At 41.5% G+C, this 22,645-nt stretch carries 20 protein-coding genes; 12 read left to right on the forward strand and 8 right to left on the reverse strand.

Annotation, left to right across the window (positions count from 1 at the left end):
* Positions 1–26 precede the first annotated feature (26 nt).
* On the forward strand, positions 27–542 hold the full coding sequence (locus J3P37_RS00210; protein ID WP_256008963.1) for a hypothetical protein: 516 nt from the start codon (positions 27–29) through the stop codon (positions 540–542).
* A 6-nt stretch (positions 543–548) separates the two neighbouring features.
* Here the strand turns inward: J3P37_RS00210 and J3P37_RS00215 are convergent, their stop codons facing one another.
* The 8 genes from J3P37_RS00215 to J3P37_RS00250 all read right to left on the reverse strand — a co-directional run bounded on the left by J3P37_RS00215 (position 549) and on the right by J3P37_RS00250 (position 9,945).
* Positions 549–1,181 (reverse strand): phosphatase PAP2 family protein, encoded by a 633-nt coding sequence (locus tag J3P37_RS00215; RefSeq protein ID WP_256008964.1) that lies wholly within the window; start codon positions 1,179–1,181, stop codon positions 549–551.
* A 9-nt stretch (positions 1,182–1,190) separates the two neighbouring features.
* Positions 1,191–3,764, reverse strand: a complete 2,574-nt coding sequence (locus tag J3P37_RS00220; RefSeq protein ID WP_256008965.1) for a BamA/TamA family outer membrane protein — start codon at positions 3,762–3,764, stop codon at positions 1,191–1,193.
* A 69-nt stretch (positions 3,765–3,833) separates the two neighbouring features.
* On the reverse strand, positions 3,834–4,562 hold the full coding sequence (locus J3P37_RS00225; RefSeq protein WP_256008966.1) for an esterase family protein: 729 nt from the start codon (positions 4,560–4,562) through the stop codon (positions 3,834–3,836).
* A gap of 20 nt (positions 4,563–4,582) precedes the next feature.
* Entirely contained in the window at positions 4,583–5,185 is a 603-nt protein-coding gene (locus tag J3P37_RS00230) for an SGNH/GDSL hydrolase family protein (protein ID WP_256008967.1), read from the reverse strand.
* Between the two features lie 88 nt (positions 5,186–5,273).
* Positions 5,274–6,134: a sigma-70 family RNA polymerase sigma factor gene (locus J3P37_RS00235; protein ID WP_109415596.1), complete on the reverse strand. Its 861-nt coding sequence runs from the start codon at positions 6,132–6,134 to the stop codon at positions 5,274–5,276.
* Positions 6,135–6,398: 264 nt separating this feature from the next.
* Positions 6,399–7,235, reverse strand: a complete 837-nt coding sequence (locus J3P37_RS00240) for an MBL fold metallo-hydrolase (protein ID WP_256008968.1) — start codon at positions 7,233–7,235, stop codon at positions 6,399–6,401.
* A gap of 136 nt (positions 7,236–7,371) precedes the next feature.
* A complete protein-coding gene (lpdA, locus tag J3P37_RS00245; RefSeq protein WP_256008969.1) occupies positions 7,372–8,760 on the reverse strand; it encodes a dihydrolipoyl dehydrogenase in 1,389 nt (462 codons plus the stop codon).
* 234 nt (positions 8,761–8,994) lie between these two features.
* Positions 8,995–9,945, reverse strand: a complete 951-nt coding sequence (locus J3P37_RS00250) for a hypothetical protein (RefSeq protein WP_256008970.1) — start codon at positions 9,943–9,945, stop codon at positions 8,995–8,997.
* Positions 9,946–10,556: 611 nt separating this feature from the next.
* On the opposite strand from J3P37_RS00250, the gene J3P37_RS00255 reads away from it, so the two are divergent.
* The 11 genes from J3P37_RS00255 (at position 10,557) to J3P37_RS00305 (ending at position 22,609) form a co-directional block, all read left to right on the forward strand.
* Positions 10,557–13,118 carry a TonB-dependent receptor gene (locus J3P37_RS00255; protein WP_256008971.1) on the forward strand — a complete coding sequence of 854 codons (2,562 nt, stop codon included), beginning with the start codon at positions 10,557–10,559 and terminating at the stop codon, positions 13,116–13,118.
* A 10-nt stretch (positions 13,119–13,128) separates the two neighbouring features.
* On the forward strand, positions 13,129–14,250 hold the full coding sequence (locus J3P37_RS00260) for a hypothetical protein (RefSeq protein WP_256008972.1): 1,122 nt from the start codon (positions 13,129–13,131) through the stop codon (positions 14,248–14,250).
* 189 nt (positions 14,251–14,439) lie between these two features.
* On the forward strand, positions 14,440–14,985 hold the full coding sequence (locus J3P37_RS00265) for a YceD family protein (RefSeq protein WP_256008973.1): 546 nt from the start codon (positions 14,440–14,442) through the stop codon (positions 14,983–14,985).
* Positions 14,986–15,002: 17 nt separating this feature from the next.
* Positions 15,003–15,194 (forward strand): 50S ribosomal protein L32, encoded by a 192-nt coding sequence (gene rpmF, locus J3P37_RS00270; protein WP_256008974.1) that lies wholly within the window; start codon positions 15,003–15,005, stop codon positions 15,192–15,194.
* A gap of 15 nt (positions 15,195–15,209) precedes the next feature.
* Complete coding sequence (plsX, locus tag J3P37_RS00275) at positions 15,210–16,148, forward strand: phosphate acyltransferase PlsX (RefSeq protein WP_256008975.1); 939 nt, start codon at positions 15,210–15,212, stop codon at positions 16,146–16,148.
* A gap of 12 nt (positions 16,149–16,160) precedes the next feature.
* Positions 16,161–17,150: a beta-ketoacyl-ACP synthase III gene (locus J3P37_RS00280; protein WP_256008976.1), complete on the forward strand. Its 990-nt coding sequence runs from the start codon at positions 16,161–16,163 to the stop codon at positions 17,148–17,150.
* A 134-nt stretch (positions 17,151–17,284) separates the two neighbouring features.
* Entirely contained in the window at positions 17,285–17,770 is a 486-nt protein-coding gene (accB, locus tag J3P37_RS00285) for an acetyl-CoA carboxylase biotin carboxyl carrier protein (protein WP_256008977.1), read from the forward strand.
* 85 nt (positions 17,771–17,855) lie between these two features.
* Positions 17,856–19,205 (forward strand): acetyl-CoA carboxylase biotin carboxylase subunit, encoded by a 1,350-nt coding sequence (gene accC / locus J3P37_RS00290; RefSeq protein WP_256008978.1) that lies wholly within the window; start codon positions 17,856–17,858, stop codon positions 19,203–19,205.
* Positions 19,206–19,279: 74 nt separating this feature from the next.
* Positions 19,280–20,161: a twin-arginine translocase subunit TatC gene (tatC, locus tag J3P37_RS00295; RefSeq protein ID WP_256008979.1), complete on the forward strand. Its 882-nt coding sequence runs from the start codon at positions 19,280–19,282 to the stop codon at positions 20,159–20,161.
* Between the two features lie 52 nt (positions 20,162–20,213).
* Positions 20,214–20,651 (forward strand): ribose 5-phosphate isomerase B, encoded by a 438-nt coding sequence (gene rpiB / locus J3P37_RS00300; protein WP_256008980.1) that lies wholly within the window; start codon positions 20,214–20,216, stop codon positions 20,649–20,651.
* 383 nt (positions 20,652–21,034) lie between these two features.
* A complete protein-coding gene (locus J3P37_RS00305) occupies positions 21,035–22,609 on the forward strand; it encodes a M28 family peptidase (protein ID WP_256008981.1) in 1,575 nt (524 codons plus the stop codon).
* Positions 22,610–22,645 lie beyond the last annotated feature (36 nt).

The following is a 22,645-nucleotide window of genomic DNA, read 5'->3' on the forward strand; positions in this document are numbered from 1 at the left end:
AAAGGCAAACTTATTACCTTCGCCATGTGAATATAGCAAATAGCTTGTATAGTTATAAATATAAGTTCGTGAATTTCAATCATCCAGTACTTCGAAAGGTTAAGAAAACTTACAAAGCGTTGGTCAGGGGAAATTGCAATAAAGAGAAGCGGAAAATATTAAAAGCTCTTGATGCAATAAGTACTTCCTTTTTAAATAAATATGAGTTTAAATATGGATATATCCGGCCTTCTATTTTCAACCGGCTTATCAATGAGATTCAACAGCGTATTCTGTCAAATGACCGTCTAACTACTGAAGTTAAGGAAGGCAAAAGTGATGCAACTGTTTTGGCCTATCTGTTTCTTTGCGAAAGATGTCAAAGTTTTTTGTGCTCCTGTAATAATTCTGGTGAAGAGCAGCTTGTATCGTACGATCAGGAAGCGATGTTTGATATTCTGAAATTTTCACTCGAAGGATTGTGTTTTGAACGTTTTCTCGATCATGCCTCCTTGCAGGACCTGCTTAAACAGACTGAAACGCGGTTAAGTCTTCAGGCTTAACAGAGGCTAAGCTTGTTTTTTTAAATAAAAGTAGCTTAGGAAAAATAAACACACCAAGCCCAGGAGAAAGGCTGCAGTAACATCAGTAAACCAATGTGCACCTAAATAAATTCGCGAAAGCGGAACGGTGAAGATCAAAAATAATGCGACCCCTGAAATCGATAAGCGGATCGTCTTAGGAATTGCTTCTAGGTGGTACATTAAAACCACTAAAAAACCAAAAAATATTACATAGAAAAGGACGTGCCCACTAGGAAAACTCTGATGTTCGGCCTTTTCGATAATCCTAACGAAGCTGTCTGTTGGACGGGGGCGATCAATAAGTATTTTGAGCGAATGGCTGATCAAGCCTGAAAAGGAGGTGAAGAGCATAAACAGCGCTTCTTTCTTAAACCGGAAAAGTAGGAAGGAGAAGGAGGTCAGTACAATCATAATAATGGAGTAAGGTCTTTGCCCGGGAAAGCTGATCGCTTTCATCAGAGTGTCTACCAAAGGGTGCTGATGTTCCTGAACCTCTTCAGAAAACTCACGGTCGAGCATCGATTCCGGAAAGAATGAAATGAAAGCCGTGAGCAGAATGAAACCGCTTAACAGTAGTGTCAAAACATAAAAAATAATCCGTTTTCTTTGTAAAATCATAACTTAAGTTTAGAAGCGATGCCCAAAAGAAACATTGGGGAAAATACCTTCTTCTGAATAACCAAGTATACCACGGGCCAAAAAGCGTTTAAACGGGGCGATGTAGATTCCTCCACCAGTTCCGTGGTGATATTTTTGAGACTCTTCACCTTTAACCCAAACCCTGCCTATATCGTAAAAAGCGACTAAGCCGAACTTGCCCGGCAGAGTATAATGCAAGAAGTTTGGCAGGTTAATCCTGAGTTCGAGGTTGTTATAAATGACATGGTCGCCGGCAAACCTGAATTTAAGAAATCCCTGAAGGTTGTCATGACCTCCCAGAAAGGCACTCTGATAAAAAGCAGTTTGTCCCTTTGTCAGTATTCCTCCGCTGCGATTAGCCAATACAATGTTTGCATCCTTATCTAGCGCCTGGTAGAAGGACAGTTGCGGAAATGCCTGAATAAAATCATCAGAATAGTTGTTTAGTCCTTCGTAAGCATGCAGGCGGAAACTCCAGTGAAGCCCTTTCGCTGGGAACATTTCGGAATCCCTGGTATCATAGTCGATCTTAAGAAAGGCACCTGCATGAGCTTTTTCATTAGTAAGATTAGTGCCGATATAGGTTTCAGCAAGTTCGGGAATTTTGATGAAACGACCGGTGTTATCTTTAGTCTTTAGCTTTGAATACTGATAAGAGGGCCCGGTGTTAAAAGTTAAATGCTTGCCTGAACGATATCGAAAAGCCGGTTCAATAGTAAAGAAATTGAATGTCACACGGTAAAAGTCCCGGAAGTCGCCTGAGTCATTAAACACCGTTTCGTTCCCGCGACCAAAAAAGTTAAACCTGTTACTTGGCACATCGGCATAGCCGTTAATCAGGAAGTCAGTTTTCTTGGCTATTTTTAGCCATTCGGCTTCATATTTAAAACGTACTGTCTTTGTTGTAAGGCTTTTCAAAGCCGTGAATTTTTGAACGTTTCCATAGGGTTTTTTTCGGAAGCCCTCATTCTCTAACTTGTAAGATAATCCAAGAAGTAGGCCGTCGTCTGATCGAAAACCTACCGCTGGTGATAAACCAGAGTTTGGATAGAGGTTGGTAAATTCTTTTTTGACATTAAGGGTGTCATTGGAAAGGTGTTTGAAAAGGTCGTTGCCAGGGTTGGTGAAGATATCATCACCCCGGTCTTCATAAACATGGATCTTTCTTGCTGAAGATTTAACATTATAGTTTTTTTGGCCTTCGCCGCCGATAATACGTAGCTTAATCTCAGTTTCGGGAGTGTTAACGTTTATCTTATCTTGCCCCTTGCCAATAAATAGTCTGACCTCCCTGGTTACATCCGGTTTGAAGATATTATGGAATATCACTTCGCCCTTAGTCCCCATAGCACTGCCTTTGGAAATCACAACGCTTATGGCGCCACCCGGGTGATCATAAATATCAACCCATTCGTTTTCATTGGAGGTTCTGATATCCACTATACGATACAAAAAGCGGTAGTAGGTATCCATTGCAGGGATAAGGTTATCGCGACGGCTCTTTAACTTGTTCAATAGCTCGTCGCCTCGAAGACGGCGGGAGCTTTCCGGCAGGCGCTCAATTGCTTTTTTCAAAACAGGGTCGGGTAAGGCAGCAACAAACTCTCTGGTTAGCTCCATCCAACGCTGGTAGGAGAACTGGTTCAGAAATTGCTGATTAAGTGTGCCCCCGTTAAGCAGTGCGGTATTAACATCTTTGTATTCTGCGTTGAAGCCTTCAAGGAAGGCAAGTGGCGCGAGCCCTGATGCTCGCCTGGTGATAATTCCTTCATTTACATAAAATACCTGGTCCCTGTCCCTTGGCACTGTCAGGTAATTTATGCCGCTGCCAGCATCTTTACTGTCTTTGTTGTCGACCCAGCGCCATTGATCTGCATGTCGCCCCCAGTCCGCTATGAGCAGGTCAAGTAAACGTGCCTTGAAAAACGTGATGCTGTCTAGCCGGTTGTCATGATCTTTCTCCAGGTTGGATAACATTGTCGGAGTACTGTCTGAATCTCCTTCCGGCTCGCGTTCTTCAAGCAAACAAAGTGTACCTGCAAAATCTTTTTCATATTTGCCCAGTATGTTATCTGGCGCCACCCAGCCAATAACGGGGTTTGTGTGCGGCACACTCACCGCATTAGCCAGTACGGGGACTATCAGCGCCGAGTACGGGTGTTGCGCAGAAAAATTATCTTCCAGCCATTCTTCGTACACGGTGCCTTGCAACATGTCGGGAGCCAGCTTCTCAGTAGATTTATTTACACTGCGGAGCACCCATTCCCTTCCGGAGCTATCTTTTAATCTCAATGAGTTTGATTGATGGCCACCTCCAGCTTCCGTAGGGCTTAATCCTCCCCTGATTTGAGACAGCTTTATTATGGGTAACCTGGTAGCTGCGGCCCATTCTTTCCGGTAGTTTTCGCCAAAAAGCGCACGGTGAGTGGAGGAAACCATGTCGTACATAGGATTTGCACGAGCTTCGATGCTGTCGGTAAACTGCAGAGACGTTTGAGCTGCGGCTGTTCTTCCGAGCAAGAGTAATAGAAAAATCTTATAGAAAGTGGCTGTCTGTTTCATTCACAATAACGTGCAATAGTAACAGCAGTATTCTGTGAGATGTTTGATGCAGGACGACAGCCTTTTAAGTTAAAGATACTCGTTCAGCATCAATTTCCAGTACCAGGGTTTATGAGCCTCATCTTCCCATAGGTGCAACTGGTGTTGGATGTTCCGTTCCTGGAGTAGTTTACTGAGGAGTAGGTTGTTGCTGAGGAAGAGGTCGTCTTTGCCCAGTACCAAGATGATCTCCATTCGCCGGATCTGCTCAATTACACTCATGTCAGCCAGATTGGATAAATACTGGCTAGGCATATTGAAATAAACATCTTCACTCCAGTGGGTGTTCAGCAGGTCATTAAAGTGACCGGGTGCGTAGGTAAGATCGTAGCGACCACTCATACCTAACACCTTAGAAAATATATGCGGATGCTTAAAAGCGGCATTCACCGCATGGTAAGCTCCCATACTACAGCCGGCGGAAATAAGAAAAGGATCGTGGTTTTTTAACCGGATAAGTGGAAGAACCTCCCGGATAATATAATTTTCATACTGAAGATGTCTTTTTAATCGCTCTTCTCCAGGTATATCATCGTTATAGAAACTTTCTTTATCGACGCTGTCTACGCAGTAGACCTGTAGCAAGCCCTGATCTATCTTGTCTCTTATGCCATCCAGTACTTGCCAGTTTTCGTAGTCAAAAAAACGTGCGCAGCGGGTGGGGAACAATAAGACTGGTTTTCCGGAAAGACCAAAAATCAGCAGCTCCATTTCCTTGTTAAGATGTTCACTATACCATTTGTGATATTCTCTATGCATGTTTTAAGCAGCTTTTAAGACTACATTTGTTTGAAAAACGATTTGATGTGCAGTGAAATAACTGCTTTCCAAAGCTCATAACCTTTTTCATTAAGATGCAGGCCATCTTCTTCGAAAAAAGCTCCAACGGGATGCCCATACTTGTCCAGCATTTGGTGATAAACGTCAATAAAGCAGGCATCAGGGTCTTTTGATAATTCTTCATTGATAATCTGGTTGGTAAACCTGATGCGGTCTAAAATGTTTCGTCTACAGATACTTGGTTTAATAGATATAAAGAATACAGGTATATTGCCAAATCTTTTCCGGATTTTGGTCATGAGGTGCTGGAAGAAGATAAACACTTCTTCGGGATGCCTGCCATCTCCCAGATCATTGTCGCCAGCGTAAATGACGATGAGTTCGGGCTTGAAAGCCGGGACTATCCTGTCGAAGAACCAAACACATGCAGCCATGGTAGAACCGCCGAAGCCAAGGTTGACGGGTACTAATTCCTTGAATTGCTGATAGAGGTCAGACCATAAGCGGATAGACGAACTGCCATAAAAAAGAGTTCTGGGGGTGTATTTTAGTGCTTGCCTTTCGCGTTCCAAACGCTGGACTTCTTCTTCGTACCAGTACATGTTAATAGGTATAAATAATCAAGAACACAACGGTTCACAAAAAAAGGCTTCCGTATCAGGGAAGCCTCTCAATTTGTTTCAGAAAATACTATCCAAGGTAGGATTTCAAAATTTTACTTCTGGAAGTATGACGAAGACGCTGAAGCGCTTTATCTTTGATCTGACGTACACGTTCGCGGGTAAGGTTGAATTTTTCTCCAATCTCTTCAAGAGACAATGGATGATTGGTTCCCAAACCAAAAAACAATACGATTATTTCGCGTTCGCGTTCAGTTAAAGTTTGTAGAGAACGTTTAATTTCCTCCGACAGCGATTCATTGATCAGATTACTGTCTGTATTTGGGTCATCATTTTCCAGTACATCCAGTAACGTGTTTTCCTCTCCCTGAACAAATGGAGCATCCATAGAAACATGACGGCCTGAATTGCTCAATGTGTCAGAGATCTTATCAACTGTTGTTTCAAGGATATCTGCCAATTCTTCCGGAGAAGGCTCACGCTCGTATTCCTGTTCAAGCTTTGAAAAAGCTTTACTTATCTTACTTAGAGATCCTACCTGATTCAATGGCAAACGTACAATACGCGACTGCTCGGCAATAGCTTGTAGTATCGATTGGCGAATCCACCAAACAGCGTACGAAATAAATTTAAAACCCTTAGTTTCGTCAAAACGTTTAGCGGCTTTAATCAAGCCAAGATTTCCTTCGTTAATCAAATCGCCTAATGTAAGGCCTTGATTCTGATATTGTTTTGCTACGGATACAACGAAACGTAAGTTAGTTTTTGTTAAGCGTTCCAGGGCAGCCTGGTCACCTTCACGAATTTTTTGTGCAAGGATTACTTCTTCCTCTGCAGTAATCAAATCTACCTTACCAATCTCATGCAGGTACTTGTCGAGTGACTGCGACTCGCGATTGGTAATCGATTGTGTAATTTTGAGTTGTCTCATTTAAAGTATGATACCCCTTTCTTAAGCGTGCGCAAAGTTAAAAACTTTTACTGCTTTTAACGGTAAAATGTGCGAAAAGTTGTAATAAAAAATTTTTAATAATGCAATATGTAAATAGCAAAAATCATTCCATTTACAGAAAAAAAATCCCCTTTTAACACTTTATAACATTAGGCTGCGAATCTTCTAATGTGACGTTGCTTTCAACATGATGCATTGAAAACCAAAGCTCTGCATCAAGGTTCGAAGGAATTTAAATAGGTTTTATATATTAGTTAATTTGAATGACTCACCCAAGCGCAGTCCCCTTTCAGTTTCTACTAAGGTGCAGCATTCGTTCACCGCATCGTGCTCAAAAAACAAGATGTAATTATTTTTAAAAGCTTCTTCTAAAAAACTTTTCTTTTCATTCATTGAGGTTAAAGGGAAAACGTCGTAGCCGGCAACGTAAGGCACCGGAATATGACCAGCTGTAGGAATCAGGTCGGCAACAAAAACGATCGTTTTGTCTTTGTATGTCAGCTGCGGCAGCATCATTGCGTCAGTATGGCCGTAGGTGAAGCGAATGTTGAAATCAGGAATAAAGCCGGCAATTTGCTCATTTACAAACTTTAGCTGTCCGGATTGATGTATCGGAACAATGTTTTCTTTTAGGAAAGAGGCTTTTTCCCGCTCATTAGGATTTATCGCCCAGTCCCAATGTCGCTGATTTGTCCAATACACAGCATTTTTAAAAGCTGGAATTAACTTATCCTGTTGTCGTTCAATAGCACCTCCAACATGGTCAAGGTGTAAATGCGTAAGAAACACATCGGTTATGTCATCCTTATGAAATCCATATTCCGCTAAAGATTTTTCGAGACTAGAATTTCCATGCAGATAGTAGTAGTTTAGGAACTTTTCAGTCTGTTTGTTGCCAATCCCTGTATCAACAAGAATCAGCCGGTTGCCATCTTCAACAAGCAAAGAGCGCATTGCCAGGTCACAAAGATTATTTTCATCGGCCGGATTAGTTTTTTGCCAGATACTTTTTGGCACCACCCCAAACATAGCTCCTCCATCCAGTTTAAAGTTTCCGGTTTCAATGCTGTAAAGTTTCATAGAAGTTATGAAGCGTTGTATTAATGTTTAAATGCGTGTCATCTCCCAAAATATGGAGATGTCTATAATAAAAAAGACCTGCCACTAAGGCAGGTCGGATATATAAAGATGATTCTATTGCTTATTTTATAGGTTTTTATAAGTGGATGACCTCACCGTATGCATCTGCAGCAGCTTCCATAATAGCTTCACTCATGGTTGGGTGTGGGTGAACCGTTTTGACGATGTCCATTCCTGTAGTTTCCAATTTACGGGCAACAACAACCTCTGCTATCATTTCAGTAACATTAGCTCCAATTAAATGTGCACCCAGGAACTCACCATATTTAGCGTCAAAGATCACTTTAACAAAGCCATCTTTGTTGCCGCCTGCACTTGCTTTACCCGAAGCAGAGAAAGGAAATTTTCCAACTTTAATTTCATAGCCAGCATCCTTAGCTGCTTTTTCAGTGAAACCTACTGAAGCAATTTCAGGAGAGCAATAGGTACATCCGGGGATGTTGTTATAATTTAAAGGCTCCGGATGGTGGCCTGCAATCTTTTCAACGCAAATGATACCTTCAGCCGAGGCAACGTGTGCCAGGGCCTGTCCCTTCACAATGTCGCCAATAGCATAAACGCCTTCAATATTGGTTTTGTAGAAGTCGTCAACAAGTACGCGTCCTTTGTCGGTTTTAACACCAACTTCTTCCAGACCGATGTTTTCGATGTTTGGAGTAATTCCAACAGCCGAAAGCACGATATCTGCCTCCAAAGTTTCAACACCTTTTGCTGTTTTAACCTGAGCTTTGCAGCCATTTCCTGAAGTATCAACAGATTCAACGTTCGCATTTGTTAGAATATTGATACCTGCTTTTTTCAGGCTGCGTTCCAGTTGTTTCGAAATTTCTTCGTCTTCCACCGGCACAATGCGGTCCATAAACTCAACTACGGTTACCTTGGTACCCATTGCATTATAGAAATAGGCTAACTCGATTCCAATTGCGCCTGAACCTACCACTATTAAGCTTTTAGGTTGTTCAGGAAGGTTCATAGCCTGGCGATAACCAATAATTTTCTTGCCATCCTGTTTTAAGTTGGGCAATTCGCGTGAGCGGGCGCCAGTGGCGAGAATGGTATGTTTAGCGGTATATTCCTTAGCTGATCCATCAGCGGCTTTAACCTCAATTTTACCGCCTTTTTTAATTTTAGCAGTCCCCATGATCACGTCAATCTTGTTCTTTTTCATCAGAAACTGGATGCCTTTGCTCATCCCATCGGCTACGCCGCGGCTACGCTTAACAACAGCGCCAAAGTCAGCTTCTCCACCCTGAACTTTAATTCCATAGTCTTCTGCATGATTTATATATTCGAAAACCTGCGCGCTTTTCAAAAGGGCCTTGGTTGGGATACAGCCCCAGTTAAGACAGATACCACCAAGCGATTCGCGCTCTACAACAGCGGTTTTTAATCCAAGCTGCGCTCCGCGAATTGCAGCCACATAACCTCCCGGGCCGCTTCCAATAACTATTAAGTCGTAATTCATCAGAATATTTATTTGTTTTTTATTGCCTGATGTGCCTGCCTGCTTACCTGATTTTGGCAGGTTTCATCTGAATTTCAATGTTTAAAATTTTTGTTGTGGCAAATCTACAAATTGTGTGGGGTTTACAAAAAGAAATCCGATTACATTGCAGTTTCGTGTAGAACCTTTTTATCTAAACGATTCGAATAGTTACTGCTTGCATCAGTATCCTTGCCGAGAGTATCTGCTTATTTTTTATTTTTCAAACTTAATATCCCCATTGGGCAGATCAAATTCAGGCTCTTCGATATACCTGGGTTTACGCTTTTCGCGAAGTCCGTTTGGCTCCGGCGGCGGGATTAGAGCCTGTAAGGCTAATATATCCTGAAGTATTTTGTTGCCCAGATAATCATTCATTGGCTCCAGCTTCTCTTCCACTTTTAGTTCTTCATCCGGATTACTTTCCTGAACAGGGGGAGTATGCCATGCCCCTATGATCTCCGCAGGGCTCCATTCTTTTGAATTGATACTTTGGAGTCCATCCAGTTTATCCTCCTTATAGGCATGAAGAGACATACTCAGCACAATCACCCGGTTAGCAGGCAAAACTTCATCGAACACCCATTCCTGCGCATCCACAGCCATTCCGCGTCTGATACGGAGATCCCGGTACCCTATATAACTGTAGACCTCCTTTTTAAAATCAAACGATGCCAGTGTCAGCCTTAAAGTATACCATCGGTGATTCTGTTTGGGGCCTGTAAAAAGCTGATCCTTACGGATAGCCGGTAAATTAACCTGAACTTTACCCTCCTGGTTTAATGAAACAGCGGGACGCACTTTCATCACTTTATCCAGCGGCGAATTTTTATTAAACTGAAAACCCTCCAGGAAGCTCAGTTCTCCGTCATGAAGATCCCTTTCCCCTCTTTGTTTCGTTTTGCTGGCTGTAATACTTTGCCGCAACACACCGCAGAGCCGGTTAACCATCTCACCATCATAACCGGCATAAATATGATGAAAAACATCGCGCATTATTCGCCCGGTGGTGGCGCATAAGCCGAATTCCTTCCCCGCTTGCTTGGAATTGTTTGTCTGCTTAACCTTTTTAGGCTTCATCTGAAGAATCCGCATATTGCGATAAGTACGATATACCAAATTGGAGAAAGCTCCATGGATGCCGCCAAACTTGTCTACTATTGCCATGATGAAAAAGAAATATAACAGAAAGATACACAGGGAGGCAGGAGATTTAAATGACGCAGATCATATTTGATAAAAAAAAGATCCTGACCAAAGAGCCCCCCTCAGACCCCCAACTCCTAAACGAAATATGTATGTCTCACATAGTTATCATTGTTTAATCAGCACCGAGTCCGGGTTTCACTACCAGAAACGCGGACTCATCCGGCACACAGCCCTGATTTAAAATAGAGACATACATAAGTTGGGGGTAAGTTGGGGAGGATGCGAGGAACCGCGGGTGACGCTAGGGGTAGGGATAGTTGGATGTTAGATTGGCTTTTGGAACTGCAATATCTGTTCCTTTTTTAACTTGAAATTAACCTTAACAAGTTATTTACTTTAAGTTCCAACCCTTGCATTAAAAATGCTAAGTTTTTAATCTTCCTTCGAAAAAGTTGTCTCAAAGGGATGTCTTAAATTGTTTTCGTTAATAAAAAATAGTTAAATTACATTTTCGTTAATTATTCGTGAATTTATTATTATTTTTTAATTATATCGCTGCTTCGATTTAAAATTTATCAATTATCCTTACATTTGCTGGCAACATTCACAAAATAAAAAATCAGCAAAGTATGAGGAAAGTTTACGTTCCAATAATTACAGTTTACATTCTTATGTTGACTGTAACGACAGGATTTGCTCAGGGAATACTAAAGGGAAAAGTAATTGATGCCGTAACTAAAGAATCTCTTCCTGGAGCATCTGTGGTTATAAGAGGCACATCAACGGCGGCTCCCACTAGTCTTGACGGGTCATTTTCAATAAAAGCAGAGACATCAGATGTAACAATAGTAATAAGTTATGTTGGATATGTACAAAAAGAGCTTACCGTTTACGAAATTTCCGGAACTAAAAATGTAGGAACTGTTTCATTGGAGTCGAGCTCGGCTTTGACTGAGGTAGTAGTAACAGCTAATAACATTGCCATTGACAGGAAAACTCCGGTAGCTGTATCAACGGTGGGATCAGTACAAATTGAAGAGAAGCTGGGCAATCAGGAGTTTCCGGAATTACTAAAATCAACGCCGGGTGTTTACGCTACGAAAGCGGGAGGTGGTTACGGGGATTCAAGAATAAACCTAAGAGGATTTCAAAGTGAAAATATCGCAGTGATGATCAATGGTATTCCGATCAACGGAATGGAGAACGGAGCCGTTTATTGGTCAAACTGGGCTGGATTAACCGACGTTACACGATCGATGCAGGTACAAAGAGGGCTTGGAGCTTCGAAAGTAGCTGTACCTTCTGTCGGTGGTACTATTAATATTATCACCCGGAGTACCGATACCGAAAAAGGCGGATCGATATATCAAGGGTTTGGGAATAATGACTATAACAAAACGACATTTTCCTATTCGTCCGGTTTGTCTGAAAAGGGATGGGCTTTTTCAGTTTCCGGTGCAAAGACTAAAGGTGACGGTTGGGCGCAGGGGTTAGACTTCGAAGGGTATAATTACTTTTTTAACGTCTCAAAAATTATAAACTCTAATCATACATTGTCTCTGACAGGTTTTGGTGCTCCTCAAACTCATGCTCAAAGATACTTCCGCCAAACGATTCAGACCTATAGAGACGCTCCTGCAGGTATAAGATATAATGCCGATGACAGGGGAGTATTGAATGGCGAAACAATTAATCTGGGTGTGAATTTTTACCATAAACCACAGTTTTCATTAAACCATTACTGGACCATAGACGAAAAATCGTCTTTGTCTACAGCAGCGTACGTTTCAATAGGACGAGGGGGCTCCAGACTGGATGAAAAGAGTTCATCGTTTCCTGCACTCACTGATTTTAGAACAGGCGATGAATATTCTCCCATTGACCTTGATACGATTGTTCAGATGAACGTAAACTCAGCTGATGGAAGATCACTGGCCTGGTTAAGCGAAACTCGCAACGATCATAAATGGTACGGCGTTTTAAGTACTTATCAGCGTGAAGTAACCGATAGACTAAATCTGCTAGCCGGACTTGATTTGAGGTATTATGAGGGTGAACACTACAAAAAAGTGATAGATCCCTGGGGAGGCGATTACATTTTAAATACCACTGATGTAAATAATCCTAATTCAAGAAAAGGAATAGGCGACAGATGGAGTTACAATGATAAAGGAATTGTCCTTTGGCAAGGTGGATTTATTCAAGGAGAATACTCTGAAGGGCCTTTGTCTGCATTTATTTCCGGTGCTTTGTCCAATACTTCCTATAAAAGGATAGATTATTTCAAATACACAGAATCAGACCCTTTGCGGGAAACAGATTTTGTAAACTTTATTGGCTTCCAGACAAAAGGGGGTGCAAATTACAATCTTGATGCTAAGCATAATGTATTTGCTAATCTTGGATATTTTGAAAAAGCGCCCTTTTTTAACGCGGTATATGTTAATAATGCTAACGTTGCTAACAAGGATGCAAAGAACGAGAAGATCCTTAGTTATGAATTAGGATACGGTTATCGGAGCGCAAAGCTGTCTGCTAACGTAAACCTTTACCGCACCAGGTGGAATGACAAGGCTTTTACGAAAACTTATTATGGCCAGGGCAATGAGCGGTTAGTAGCTAATCTTTTGGGAGTCGATGCGCTTCATCAGGGCGTGGAGCTTGATTTCAGATATAAACCTTTAAATGTAGTTACTATAACAGGAATGTTATCGGTAGGTGACTGGAAGTGGAAGAATAACCTGGAAGGTGTAACCCTGTATGATGATAATCAGAACTTAATTGAAACTGTGAACGTGTATACCAAGGACATAAACGTGGGTGACGCGGCCCAAACTACGGCTGCTTTAGGTGTGGACTTCAACGTTACAAGGGAGCTGAAAATTGGTGCTGACTATAACTACTATGGCAACTTTACTTCAGATTTTAATGTGCTTAATTTAAATACCCAGGGATTAAAGCCATGGGTTGTGCCAGATTATGGATTGTTTGACATTAATGCAGTAATCAGGTTCAAAATAAATGGATTAAATGCCTCTTTATTTGGAAACGTAAACAATGTTTTCAATACCGAGTATATTTCTGATTCAACTGCCCAATTTGGTACTGATGGCATTAACAACGCATCGAATTCAACAGTGTTTTTTGGCGTAGGCAGAACCTGGACCACTGGTTTAAAAGTTAATTTCTAAAACTATAGATATGAAAAAAATTATTTATTTACTTTCTTTAGTATTGGTGGCTATTACAGCCTGCGATCCGTTGGAAGATACTTATAATGAGTTGGATAAAACCAACAGTGAAAAAGGATATGATCTTGTTGTTCCATTAGCTTCTGCCGATTATTCATTGCTGAATGGAGTCAGTGGGGCTGGAAACATAGTAAAAAACAATAATTTCAACCACATCGATTCTGTTAAAACATTTGTCCCTGTAATTTTAAGTAAAAAGTTCCCGCAGTTGGGTAAAGGTTCTTCCGCTTTGGTGACTTATGATTATTATAATGCTATAAAAATAAAACAAACTGCTTCATTTACTTTAACTGCTTCGGACTACACTGCCATAGGTATCAATTTTCCCAATTTGAGTAGCGAGGCTCAGATCCTAAGTGCAGTGAGATATAAGTATCCAAACCCTGCTCAATATGATGTGGTTACTTTGACGTACGAATACCGTGTCTCAGGGGTAACCACTACGCAAACCAGCAGACTGGTTTACATCGGCGACACCTGGTATATTGCTTTTATTCCCTCTGCCAATGACTATAAGGCGATGGCACAAAATTTCTCCAATTTCGGAAATCGCACCACTGCTAAAGAGAATTTAGGCATTTACTTTGGTGAACTATTTCCTTATAACAAAACCGGCGATACCCGTGCTGCAATTTATGTGTATTCATACACGGATGCTAATAATGTCCGTCATAATGAAGATAACCTTGTTATATTCAAATACGATGGAGCTAAATGGCTTGCAGTTGAAGACGTAACTAAGCAAACCTTGCAGTTCGGCCATGATGGTGGACAGTGGGTTCCCGACAATACGATCAAGCTTAGTCTGGCAAGCAGTGATTACACAGCTATCGGAGCACTTGTAACCAATGAAGCAGCTAAAGCCAGTATAACAAGATATGGGAACTTTGATAAGAGATTATCCTCTGATGAAGATATCATAAAATATTTGGGGGCCTGGTTGAAATCGAAATATCCGGCTTCAGAAGTTGGTCAGAAATATTTGATTACTTTTAAAACATTTAATCCATCTGGTACTGAGGAGCTACATCTTATACTGAATGCCAGCGGCGCTTACGAAGAAGTTGAATAATCAGCAGTGATCTATTAGATAAAAGCCGTCTCACACAAAAGAGGCGGCTTTTACGTTGGAGAGAATGCATAGGTTCATATTAGTAAAATTTTAAGACTTTTTGCCTTAAATGGCTCCATAAAAAACCTTTAGAAAAAACTTTCCCTAATAATATATTTTAGCTAACTTTGCAGGCTCAATTGACGTGCTTTGAAATCGTTACAGGAATATCATATACCGTTTACCGGGTTGAAGGAAGGGAAGCATCAGTTTGAGTTTGATATTGATCAGCGCTTTTTTAATGAGTTTGAATACTCTCTTGTTAAAAATGGTCAATTGAAAGTGGAGCTGGAGTTGGATAAGCAGGAAACAATGCTCATCCTGCAATTCGTGATTAAGGGAAGCATTTTTCTTAACTGCGATATATGTCTTTCTGACTTTCCAACTGTTGTTGACTCCAGGGAGCAGCAGATCGTAAAGTTCAGTGATGATGAGAACCTGGAACATGATACCGATGAAATCATCATTCTGGGAAAAAACGAGCATGAGGTTGATGTTTCAACGCTGATTTATGAATATATAAATTTGGCTGTTCCTTATTTTCACCGCTGTGACGATCAGGGAAATACTCAGTGGTGTGATAAAGAGATGGTTGAAAAGTTGAGTAAGCTTTCAGGAAATCAAAAAGACGAAGAAGAAGAGAATACTGCTGCGGACCCACGCTGGGACGCTTTAAAGAATATAAAAAACAATTAATTAAATAAAACAGGAACATGGCACATCCAAAACGGAAAATATCCAAGTCAAGAAGAGATAAGAGAAGAACTCACTATAAGGCTGAGGCTCCAGGCTTGTTTACATGCAAAACTACAGGTGCGGTTCACTTAGCTCACCGTGCATACAACGTTGACGGTAACCTGTATTACAAAGGGAAATTAGTTATAGAAAATACCTCAATTGCTTAAGCTTAATTTTCTGAAATGAAAATTGGCTTAGACATAATGGGCGGAGATTTTGCTCCCAAAGCAACAGTTTTGGGAGCAATTGCGGCCTATAAATCTTTAGATCCAAGTCAGAAGCTTGTTCTAATTGGAGACAAAGAGTTAGCTCTTCCTATATTCAAGGAACAGGAATTTAACCCGGATCATTTCGAGTTTGTTCATACTACAGAAGTTGTGGGTATGGGCGAACACCCTACAAAAGCTATTACTCAAAAACCTAATTCGAGTATCAGCGTTGGCTTCAGAATGCTTAAAGAAGGATCGATCAACTCGTTTTCTTCTGCAGGTAACACCGGGGCTATGCTTGTTGGCGCAATGTTTAGCGTTAAAACTATTCCGGGAGTGATCCGACCTGCTATTTCATCGATAGTGCCAAAACTAAAAAGCGGTTTTGGTATTATGCTTGATGTTGGTGCTAATGCTGATTGTAAACCCGATACTCTTCTACAATTTGGTATTTTGGGCAAATTATTCGCCGAAAATATCATGGGCATCTCTAATCCAAAAGTTGGTTTGATCAATATTGGTGAAGAGGAAGAGAAAGGCAATTTACTGATGCAGGCTACGCATCCTTTGATGAGAGATACCAATATGTTCAATTTTATTGGAAACATTGAGGGACGGGATCTATTCGAGGATAAAGCTGATGTGGTAGTTTGTGATGGCTTTACCGGAAATGTAATGCTTAAGCTCGCGGAAACATTTTACGTTCTTACTCTTAAAAAAGGTTTTAAAGATGACTTTTTTGCCAAGTTTAACTATGAACAATATGGTGGAAGCCCTATTTTGGGTGTTAATGCACCGGTAATTATTGGGCATGGTATATCTACTCCGGAAGCAATTAAGAACATGGTTCTTTTATCCCGAAGTATGATACAAACTAAACTTGTGGAAAAAATTACATCTGCTTTTAAATAGTTCATACGGATTATGCAAAAAATCTACGCTGCGATAACAGCGGTTCATGGCTATGTTCCAGATTATGTGTTAACTAATCATGAACTGGAAACAATGGTCGATACCAACGATGAGTGGATCACCTCTCGTACGGGTATTAAAGAAAGAAGAATATTGAAAGGCGAAGGCCTTGCAACTTCTGATATGGCGGTTCCTGCCGTCAAAGGCCTTCTTGAAAAGAGAGGCATCGGAGCAGAGGAAATAGATCTTATTATCTTCTGTACATCAACTCCTGATATGGTTTTCCCGGCTACGGCAAATATTCTTGCCGACAAGGTAGGGGCTAAAAATGCCTGGGGGTACGACTTGCAGGCGGCTTGCTCTGGTTTTGTTTTTGGCTTAACCACAGGAGCTCAGTTTATCGAATCAGGGAAACACAAAAAAGTATTAGTGGTTGGTGGCGATAAAATGTCATCCATTGTGAATTATGAAGACCGTACAACCTGTATTATTTTTGGTGATGGCTGCGCCGCTGTGCTGCTTGAGCCAAATGAAGAAGGCTTCGGTCTGGTTGATTCTGTTTTAAAGAGCGATGGCTCCGGGCGTCCGTTCCTCAACTTAAAAGCTGGTGGATCTCTGCGCCCTGCTTCCTACGAAACTATCGATAATAAAGAGCATTTCGCTTATCAGGAAGGACAGGCTGTGTTTAAGTTTGCCGTTACTAATATGGCAGACGTGGCAGCTGAAGTAATGGAGCGTAATAACCTTACGGCTGAGGATATTGCCTGGCTTGTGCCTCATCAGGCGAACAAGAGAATTATTGATGCCACTGCAAACCGCTGCGGCGTAAGCTCTGACAAGGTGATGATAAATATTCATCGCTACGGAAATACTACCAACGGAACTATTCCTCTTTGTTTATGGGAGTGGGAAAGTAAACTGAAAAAAGGAGATAATTTGATATTAGCTGCTTTTGGAGGAGGTTTTACCTGGGGCGCTGCGTACCTTAAGTGGGCGTATTAGTTATAAGTACCAGATTATAACTTATAGTGCTACATTGAAAGTAGTAAGTTATATTAGTGAGTCGAAAGTTGAATTGCTTTTAGAAATAATTTGATTTTTGGATTTTTAAAATAAAAACAAGCTTAACCAATAAAATGGATATTAAACAGGTTCAGGAACTAATCCGATTTGTTTCCAAATCAGGTGTAAATGAAGTTTCTATAGAAGAGAAAGATTTTAAGATCACCATAAAAACCAATCAGGCTCCAACGTATATAAATGCGACAGTGCCTGCTCCTGTCATGCCTGCGGCTGCAGCACCACAACCTGCTGCGGTGGCACAACCGGTAGCAGAAGTAAAAGCTCCAGCTGCGGTAGCCCAGCCAGTGGAAAACGCAAATTACATTACAATAAAGTCGCCAATGATCGGTACTTTCTACCGCTCTGCCAGTCCTGATAAGCCTTCATTTGTGAATGTGGGTGATGAAGTGAAAGCAGGCCAGGTGATTTGCATTATCGAGGCAATGAAATTGTTCAATGAAATTGAATCTGAAGTTTCAGGCCGTATTGTTAAAGTGCTTGTAGAAAATTCGAGCCCGGTTGAATACGATCAACCGTTATTCCTTGTAGAACCAGCATAAGATAAATAATTTATAAAGTGTGCAAATGCGTTGAAGGTTGTCCATCGGCGCTTCTGCACATTGTCTTATTTGCACATTTTATATTATGTTTAAAAAAATACTAATTGCAAACCGTGGCGAGATAGCTTTGCGTATTATCCGCACCTGTAAAGAAATGGGAGTTAAAACTGTTGCGGTTTACTCTACGGCCGACAGAGAGAGTTTGCATGTAAGATTTGCTGATGAAGCCGTATGTATCGGGCCTCCGGCAAGCAAAGACTCATATCTAAATATCCCTAATATTATTTCAGCAGCAGAACTAACTAATGCTGACGCTATACATCCTGGTTACGGTTTCTTGTCGGAAAACGCGAAGTTTTCGGCCATTTGCCGTGATTATGGGATTAAATTTATTGGCGCCACCCCCGAGCAGATCAATGATATGGGCGACAAGGCGTCGGCAAAAGAGACAATGAAGAATGCGGGTGTGCCTACTATACCTGGTTCTGATGGTTTGCTTAACGATGTTAAAGAGGGTATTAAGGTAGCTAACGAAATTGGTTATCCGGTGATCCTTAAAGCCACCGCCGGTGGTGGTGGTCGTGGCATGCGTATTGTCTGGAAAGATGAGGAGTTTGAACCGGCATGGGATTCCGCACGCCAGGAAGCTGGGGCAGCTTTCGGTAACGATGGTATTTACCTTGAGAAATTTGTAGAGGATCCGCGTCATATCGAAATCCAGGTGATCGGGGATCAATATGGCTCTGTATCTCACCTTTCCGAACGTGATTGTTCTATACAGCGTCGCCACCAGAAACTGGTTGAAGAATCTCCTTCGCCGTTTATGACCGACAGTCTCCGCGAAAAAATGGGCGAAGCTGCCGTAAAAGGAGCAAAAGCGGTAAATTATGAAGGTGCGGGTACCATCGAATTTCTTGTGGATAAACATAGAAACTTCTATTTCATGGAAATGAATACCCGTATCCAAGTAGAGCACCCGGTTACAGAGGAAGTTATCAACTATGATCTTATCAAAGAACAGATCAAAGTCGCTTCTGGAATACCTATCTCGGGTAAAAATTATTTTCCAGAAAAACACGCTCTGGAATGTCGTATCAATGCTGAAGATCCGTTTAACGGCTTCAGGCCTTCTCCGGGAAAGATCACTCATTTCCATTCTCCAGGTGGTCATGGCGTAAGGGTCGATACTCATGTGTATGCAGGCTATCAGATACCTCCTAATTACGATTCGATGATTGCCAAGCTGATCTGCACCGGACAAACCCGGGAGGAGGCTATATCTACTATGGAACGGGCTTTGAGCGAGTTTGTAATTGAGGGTATTAAAACTACCATTCCTTTTCACATAAAATTGTTAAAAGATCCTAACTTTAGGGCTGGAAACTTTACCACCAAGTTTATGGAAAGTTTCGATCTGAGCGATGGTGGAAACTAGGAAAAAAAATAAATGTAAATACCACTCTACCTTGTAGGGTGGTATTTTTTGTTTAGTACAGTTGTTTCAAAATAATGAGCGAAAAACGAACAACCGATCTGATACAGGCTATAAAAGATAAGGGAACGACTATTGATGCGGAGATGTCGTTCTTTGATCATTTGGAGGTACTTCGCTGGCACTTGATACGCTCGGCAATAGCCATAGTTCTTTTTACCAGCCTTGCTTTTGTTTACTACGACTGGATCTTTGATACGCTTATCCTTGGACCCAAGCACCCTGATTTTTGGACATACAGAATGATGTGTTCCCTTGGGGAGAGGTTTAATCTGGGACCTGACTTTTGTATCAGGGAGATCCCTTTTAAGATTATCAATACGGAGATGGCCGGGCAGTTTACGCTTCAGCTTAATTCTTCTTTGTTAATAGGTATAATACTGGGTTTCCCGTACCTTTTGTATGAAATATGGAGGTTCGTAAAACCTGGTTTAACCGAAAAAGAGAGCAGCTCGGCAAGTGGATTCGTTTTTTACGCGACCCTGCTGTTTATGCTAGGAATACTGTTTGGCTACTATGTTATAGCACCGCTGTCAATAAATTTCCTGGCCAACTATAATATTAGCACGCTTATCGAAAATACGATCACCATCGATTCGTATTTGTCGTCGGTTGCCACTTTAACGGTAGGAGCTGGTATTACTTTTGAGTTGCCTATAGTGATCTTTATATTATCTAAGCTGGGGATAATGACGCCCGCTTTTATGCGTTCTTCGAGAAGATACGCTACGGTAATCATACTGATCATTGCCGCAGTTGTTACTCCAACGCCCGACCTGTTAACAATGCTTACGGTTAGTTTTCCTCTGTTCCTGTTATATGAGGTTAGTATAATTATTTCGGGCAGGGTAGAAGCTAGAAGGAAAAAGGCCGAACTGGATTTTTATTCGAGAAGTTAATCGATACGGCTCGATGAACTAGTAAATCTTTAAATATAATATTACAATACAGATGGATACTAAAAAGGTGACGATAGCCATTGGTGCAGATCACGCAGGTTTTGAATACAAGGAATTATTAAAAGAATTTCTTAAGGATTTTAATGTGAAAGATTTCGGAACTTACAGTTCAGACTCTGCGGATTATCCTGATTTCGCACACCCGGTGGCTTCAGCCATCGAAGCGGAAGAGTTTACACTTGGTATACTCGTATGTGGAAGTGCCAATGGAGTTGCTATCACTGCTAACAAACATCAGGGTATACGTGCCGCCATTTGCTGGACTGAAGAGATTGCCGGATTGGCTCGTATGCATAATAATGCTAATGTGTTGTGTATACCAGCTCGTTTTGTATCTGAGGATGCAGCAAAATCTATTACGACTACTTTTATCGAAACAGAATTTGAAGGTGGCAGACATGCGACCCGGGTGGGGAAAATTTCATGTTAATGAGATTTTATTCGATCAAGCGGAAAAGTTGGGGGCGAAGTATGTTAACGCCTATCGTCATGCCGAATTTACTTCGGCATCTCTTGAACGATGCATGAAGGGCAAGTTCAGGCAAGAGGTCCTGAAACAAGTTCAGGATGACGAAGAAAGAAAGCCCGCAACTTTCCGCTATCCACTATATCATAGGCTGTCCATAGAGTTCCGCAGGGTCTCAATGGACTCCTTAATAGAAAAGAGTCTCCGCGACTCACTAACGCACCATATCTGAGGCTTAATCGAGTCGGAGGCTCTCATTTATTGATTAATCCGTAGTCTCCCGGCGCATAGATCCTTCTCGCAAGACAACGGACAAACGAACTTACAATTTATCACTTAACGCTATTATGAAATTACAGCTTGGTTCTTGTTTTTTTGCTTTAAGTCTGGCCTTTCTGGGTTTTGCGCAGCAAAATCCGGAGGCACTTAGATACAGCAGGCTAATTGATACTGCAACATCCTATAAACATTTGAGCATACTGGCTTCCGATGAATTTGAGGGACGTGAAACCGGAAAACCTGGTGCAACAAAAGCTGCAAATTATCTGGCCGGAGAATTTAAGAAGCTTGGACTGAAAGCCCCGGTAAATAATAGCTGGTTTCAGAACGTAGATTTAATTGAAAATTCACTGACAGTAAAACGGTTTACTGTCAACGGGAAGCCACTGGAACACTTACATGATTTTTACATCAAAGGTTTTTTGGGAAGTTTCAAGGTAGACGTTAAGGAAGTTGTGTTTGCCGGGTATGGCATCAGCAATGAGAAGTACAACGATTATGCTGGTGTTGATATACGGGGGAAAGTGGTGATGCTGATCGCGAAGGGAGAACCTGTAAAAGCAGGGAAGTCTGTGATCACCGGGAGAACTGAACTCTCTGACTGGAGCAATTCTCTGAATAAAAGGGTTGATGCTCTGAAATTAAAAAAGCCGGCCTTGATACTTCTTATAAAAGAGGAACTGAATGCGTCGTTAAAAATTAGCAGGGCACATCTGGAAAAACCCTCAATTGCAATTAACAGATCAGCCAAAGAAGTGCAAACGGAAGTGCCGGTAGTATCAATAACTGCCGAGACTGCTGATAAATTCTTAGCGCCCTCAAAAACAACTCTTCAGCAGTTAAAAAGTTTGATCGCCAAAACCGGAACGCCAGCTTCAAAAGTAGTGATGTCCCGCTTTGCCGCAAGTTTTCTCTCACAAAACAGCAAAATACCAGCGGTTAACGTACTTGGATATCTGGAAGGAAGCGACCTGAAAGATGAGCTGGTAGTGGTTTCTGCACATTACGATCATGTGGGATTAAACCCCGGCGGAGCCGACACTGTCTTTAACGGAGCCGACGATGACGGGTCCGGAACTACTGCAGTGCTCGAAATGGCAGAAGCTTTTACAGCAGCGAAGAAAGACGGTAAGGGCCCAAGGAGAAGCATGCTTTTTCTTCTTGTAGTGGGCGAGGAGAAAGGCCTTTTAGGCTCAGAATGGTACTCAGACCATCCTGTATTTCCTTTAAAAAATACAGTTGCAAATCTGAATATTGATATGATAGGCCGGGTTGACCCTGCACATAAGAATAAAGCTGATTATTGTTATTTAATTGGTTCGGATAAGTTAAGTACTGACCTGCATAAGATCAGCGAACGTACCAATGCAACTTATACCAAACTCGATATTGACTATAAATATAATGCTCCGGACGATCCTGAAAGGATCTATTACCGCTCAGACCATTACAACTTCGCAAAACATAATATTCCGATCATCTTCTATTTCAACGGAATTCATGAAGACTACCATCAACCTGGAGACGAAATATCTAAAATAGACTTTCCGTTGTTAGTAAAGCGCGCGCAACTGGTTTTCTTCACTGCCTGGGATTTGGCCAACCGGGATAAAAGGCCAGTGGTGGATGTGCGTAAAGAGTGATGAATTCTACGCTCTTCGGGACTCCCGCTCTTTGGG

The organism is Desertivirga xinjiangensis, from assembly GCF_024436435.1.
Taxonomy (GTDB): domain Bacteria; phylum Bacteroidota; class Bacteroidia; order Sphingobacteriales; family Sphingobacteriaceae; genus Desertivirga; species Desertivirga xinjiangensis.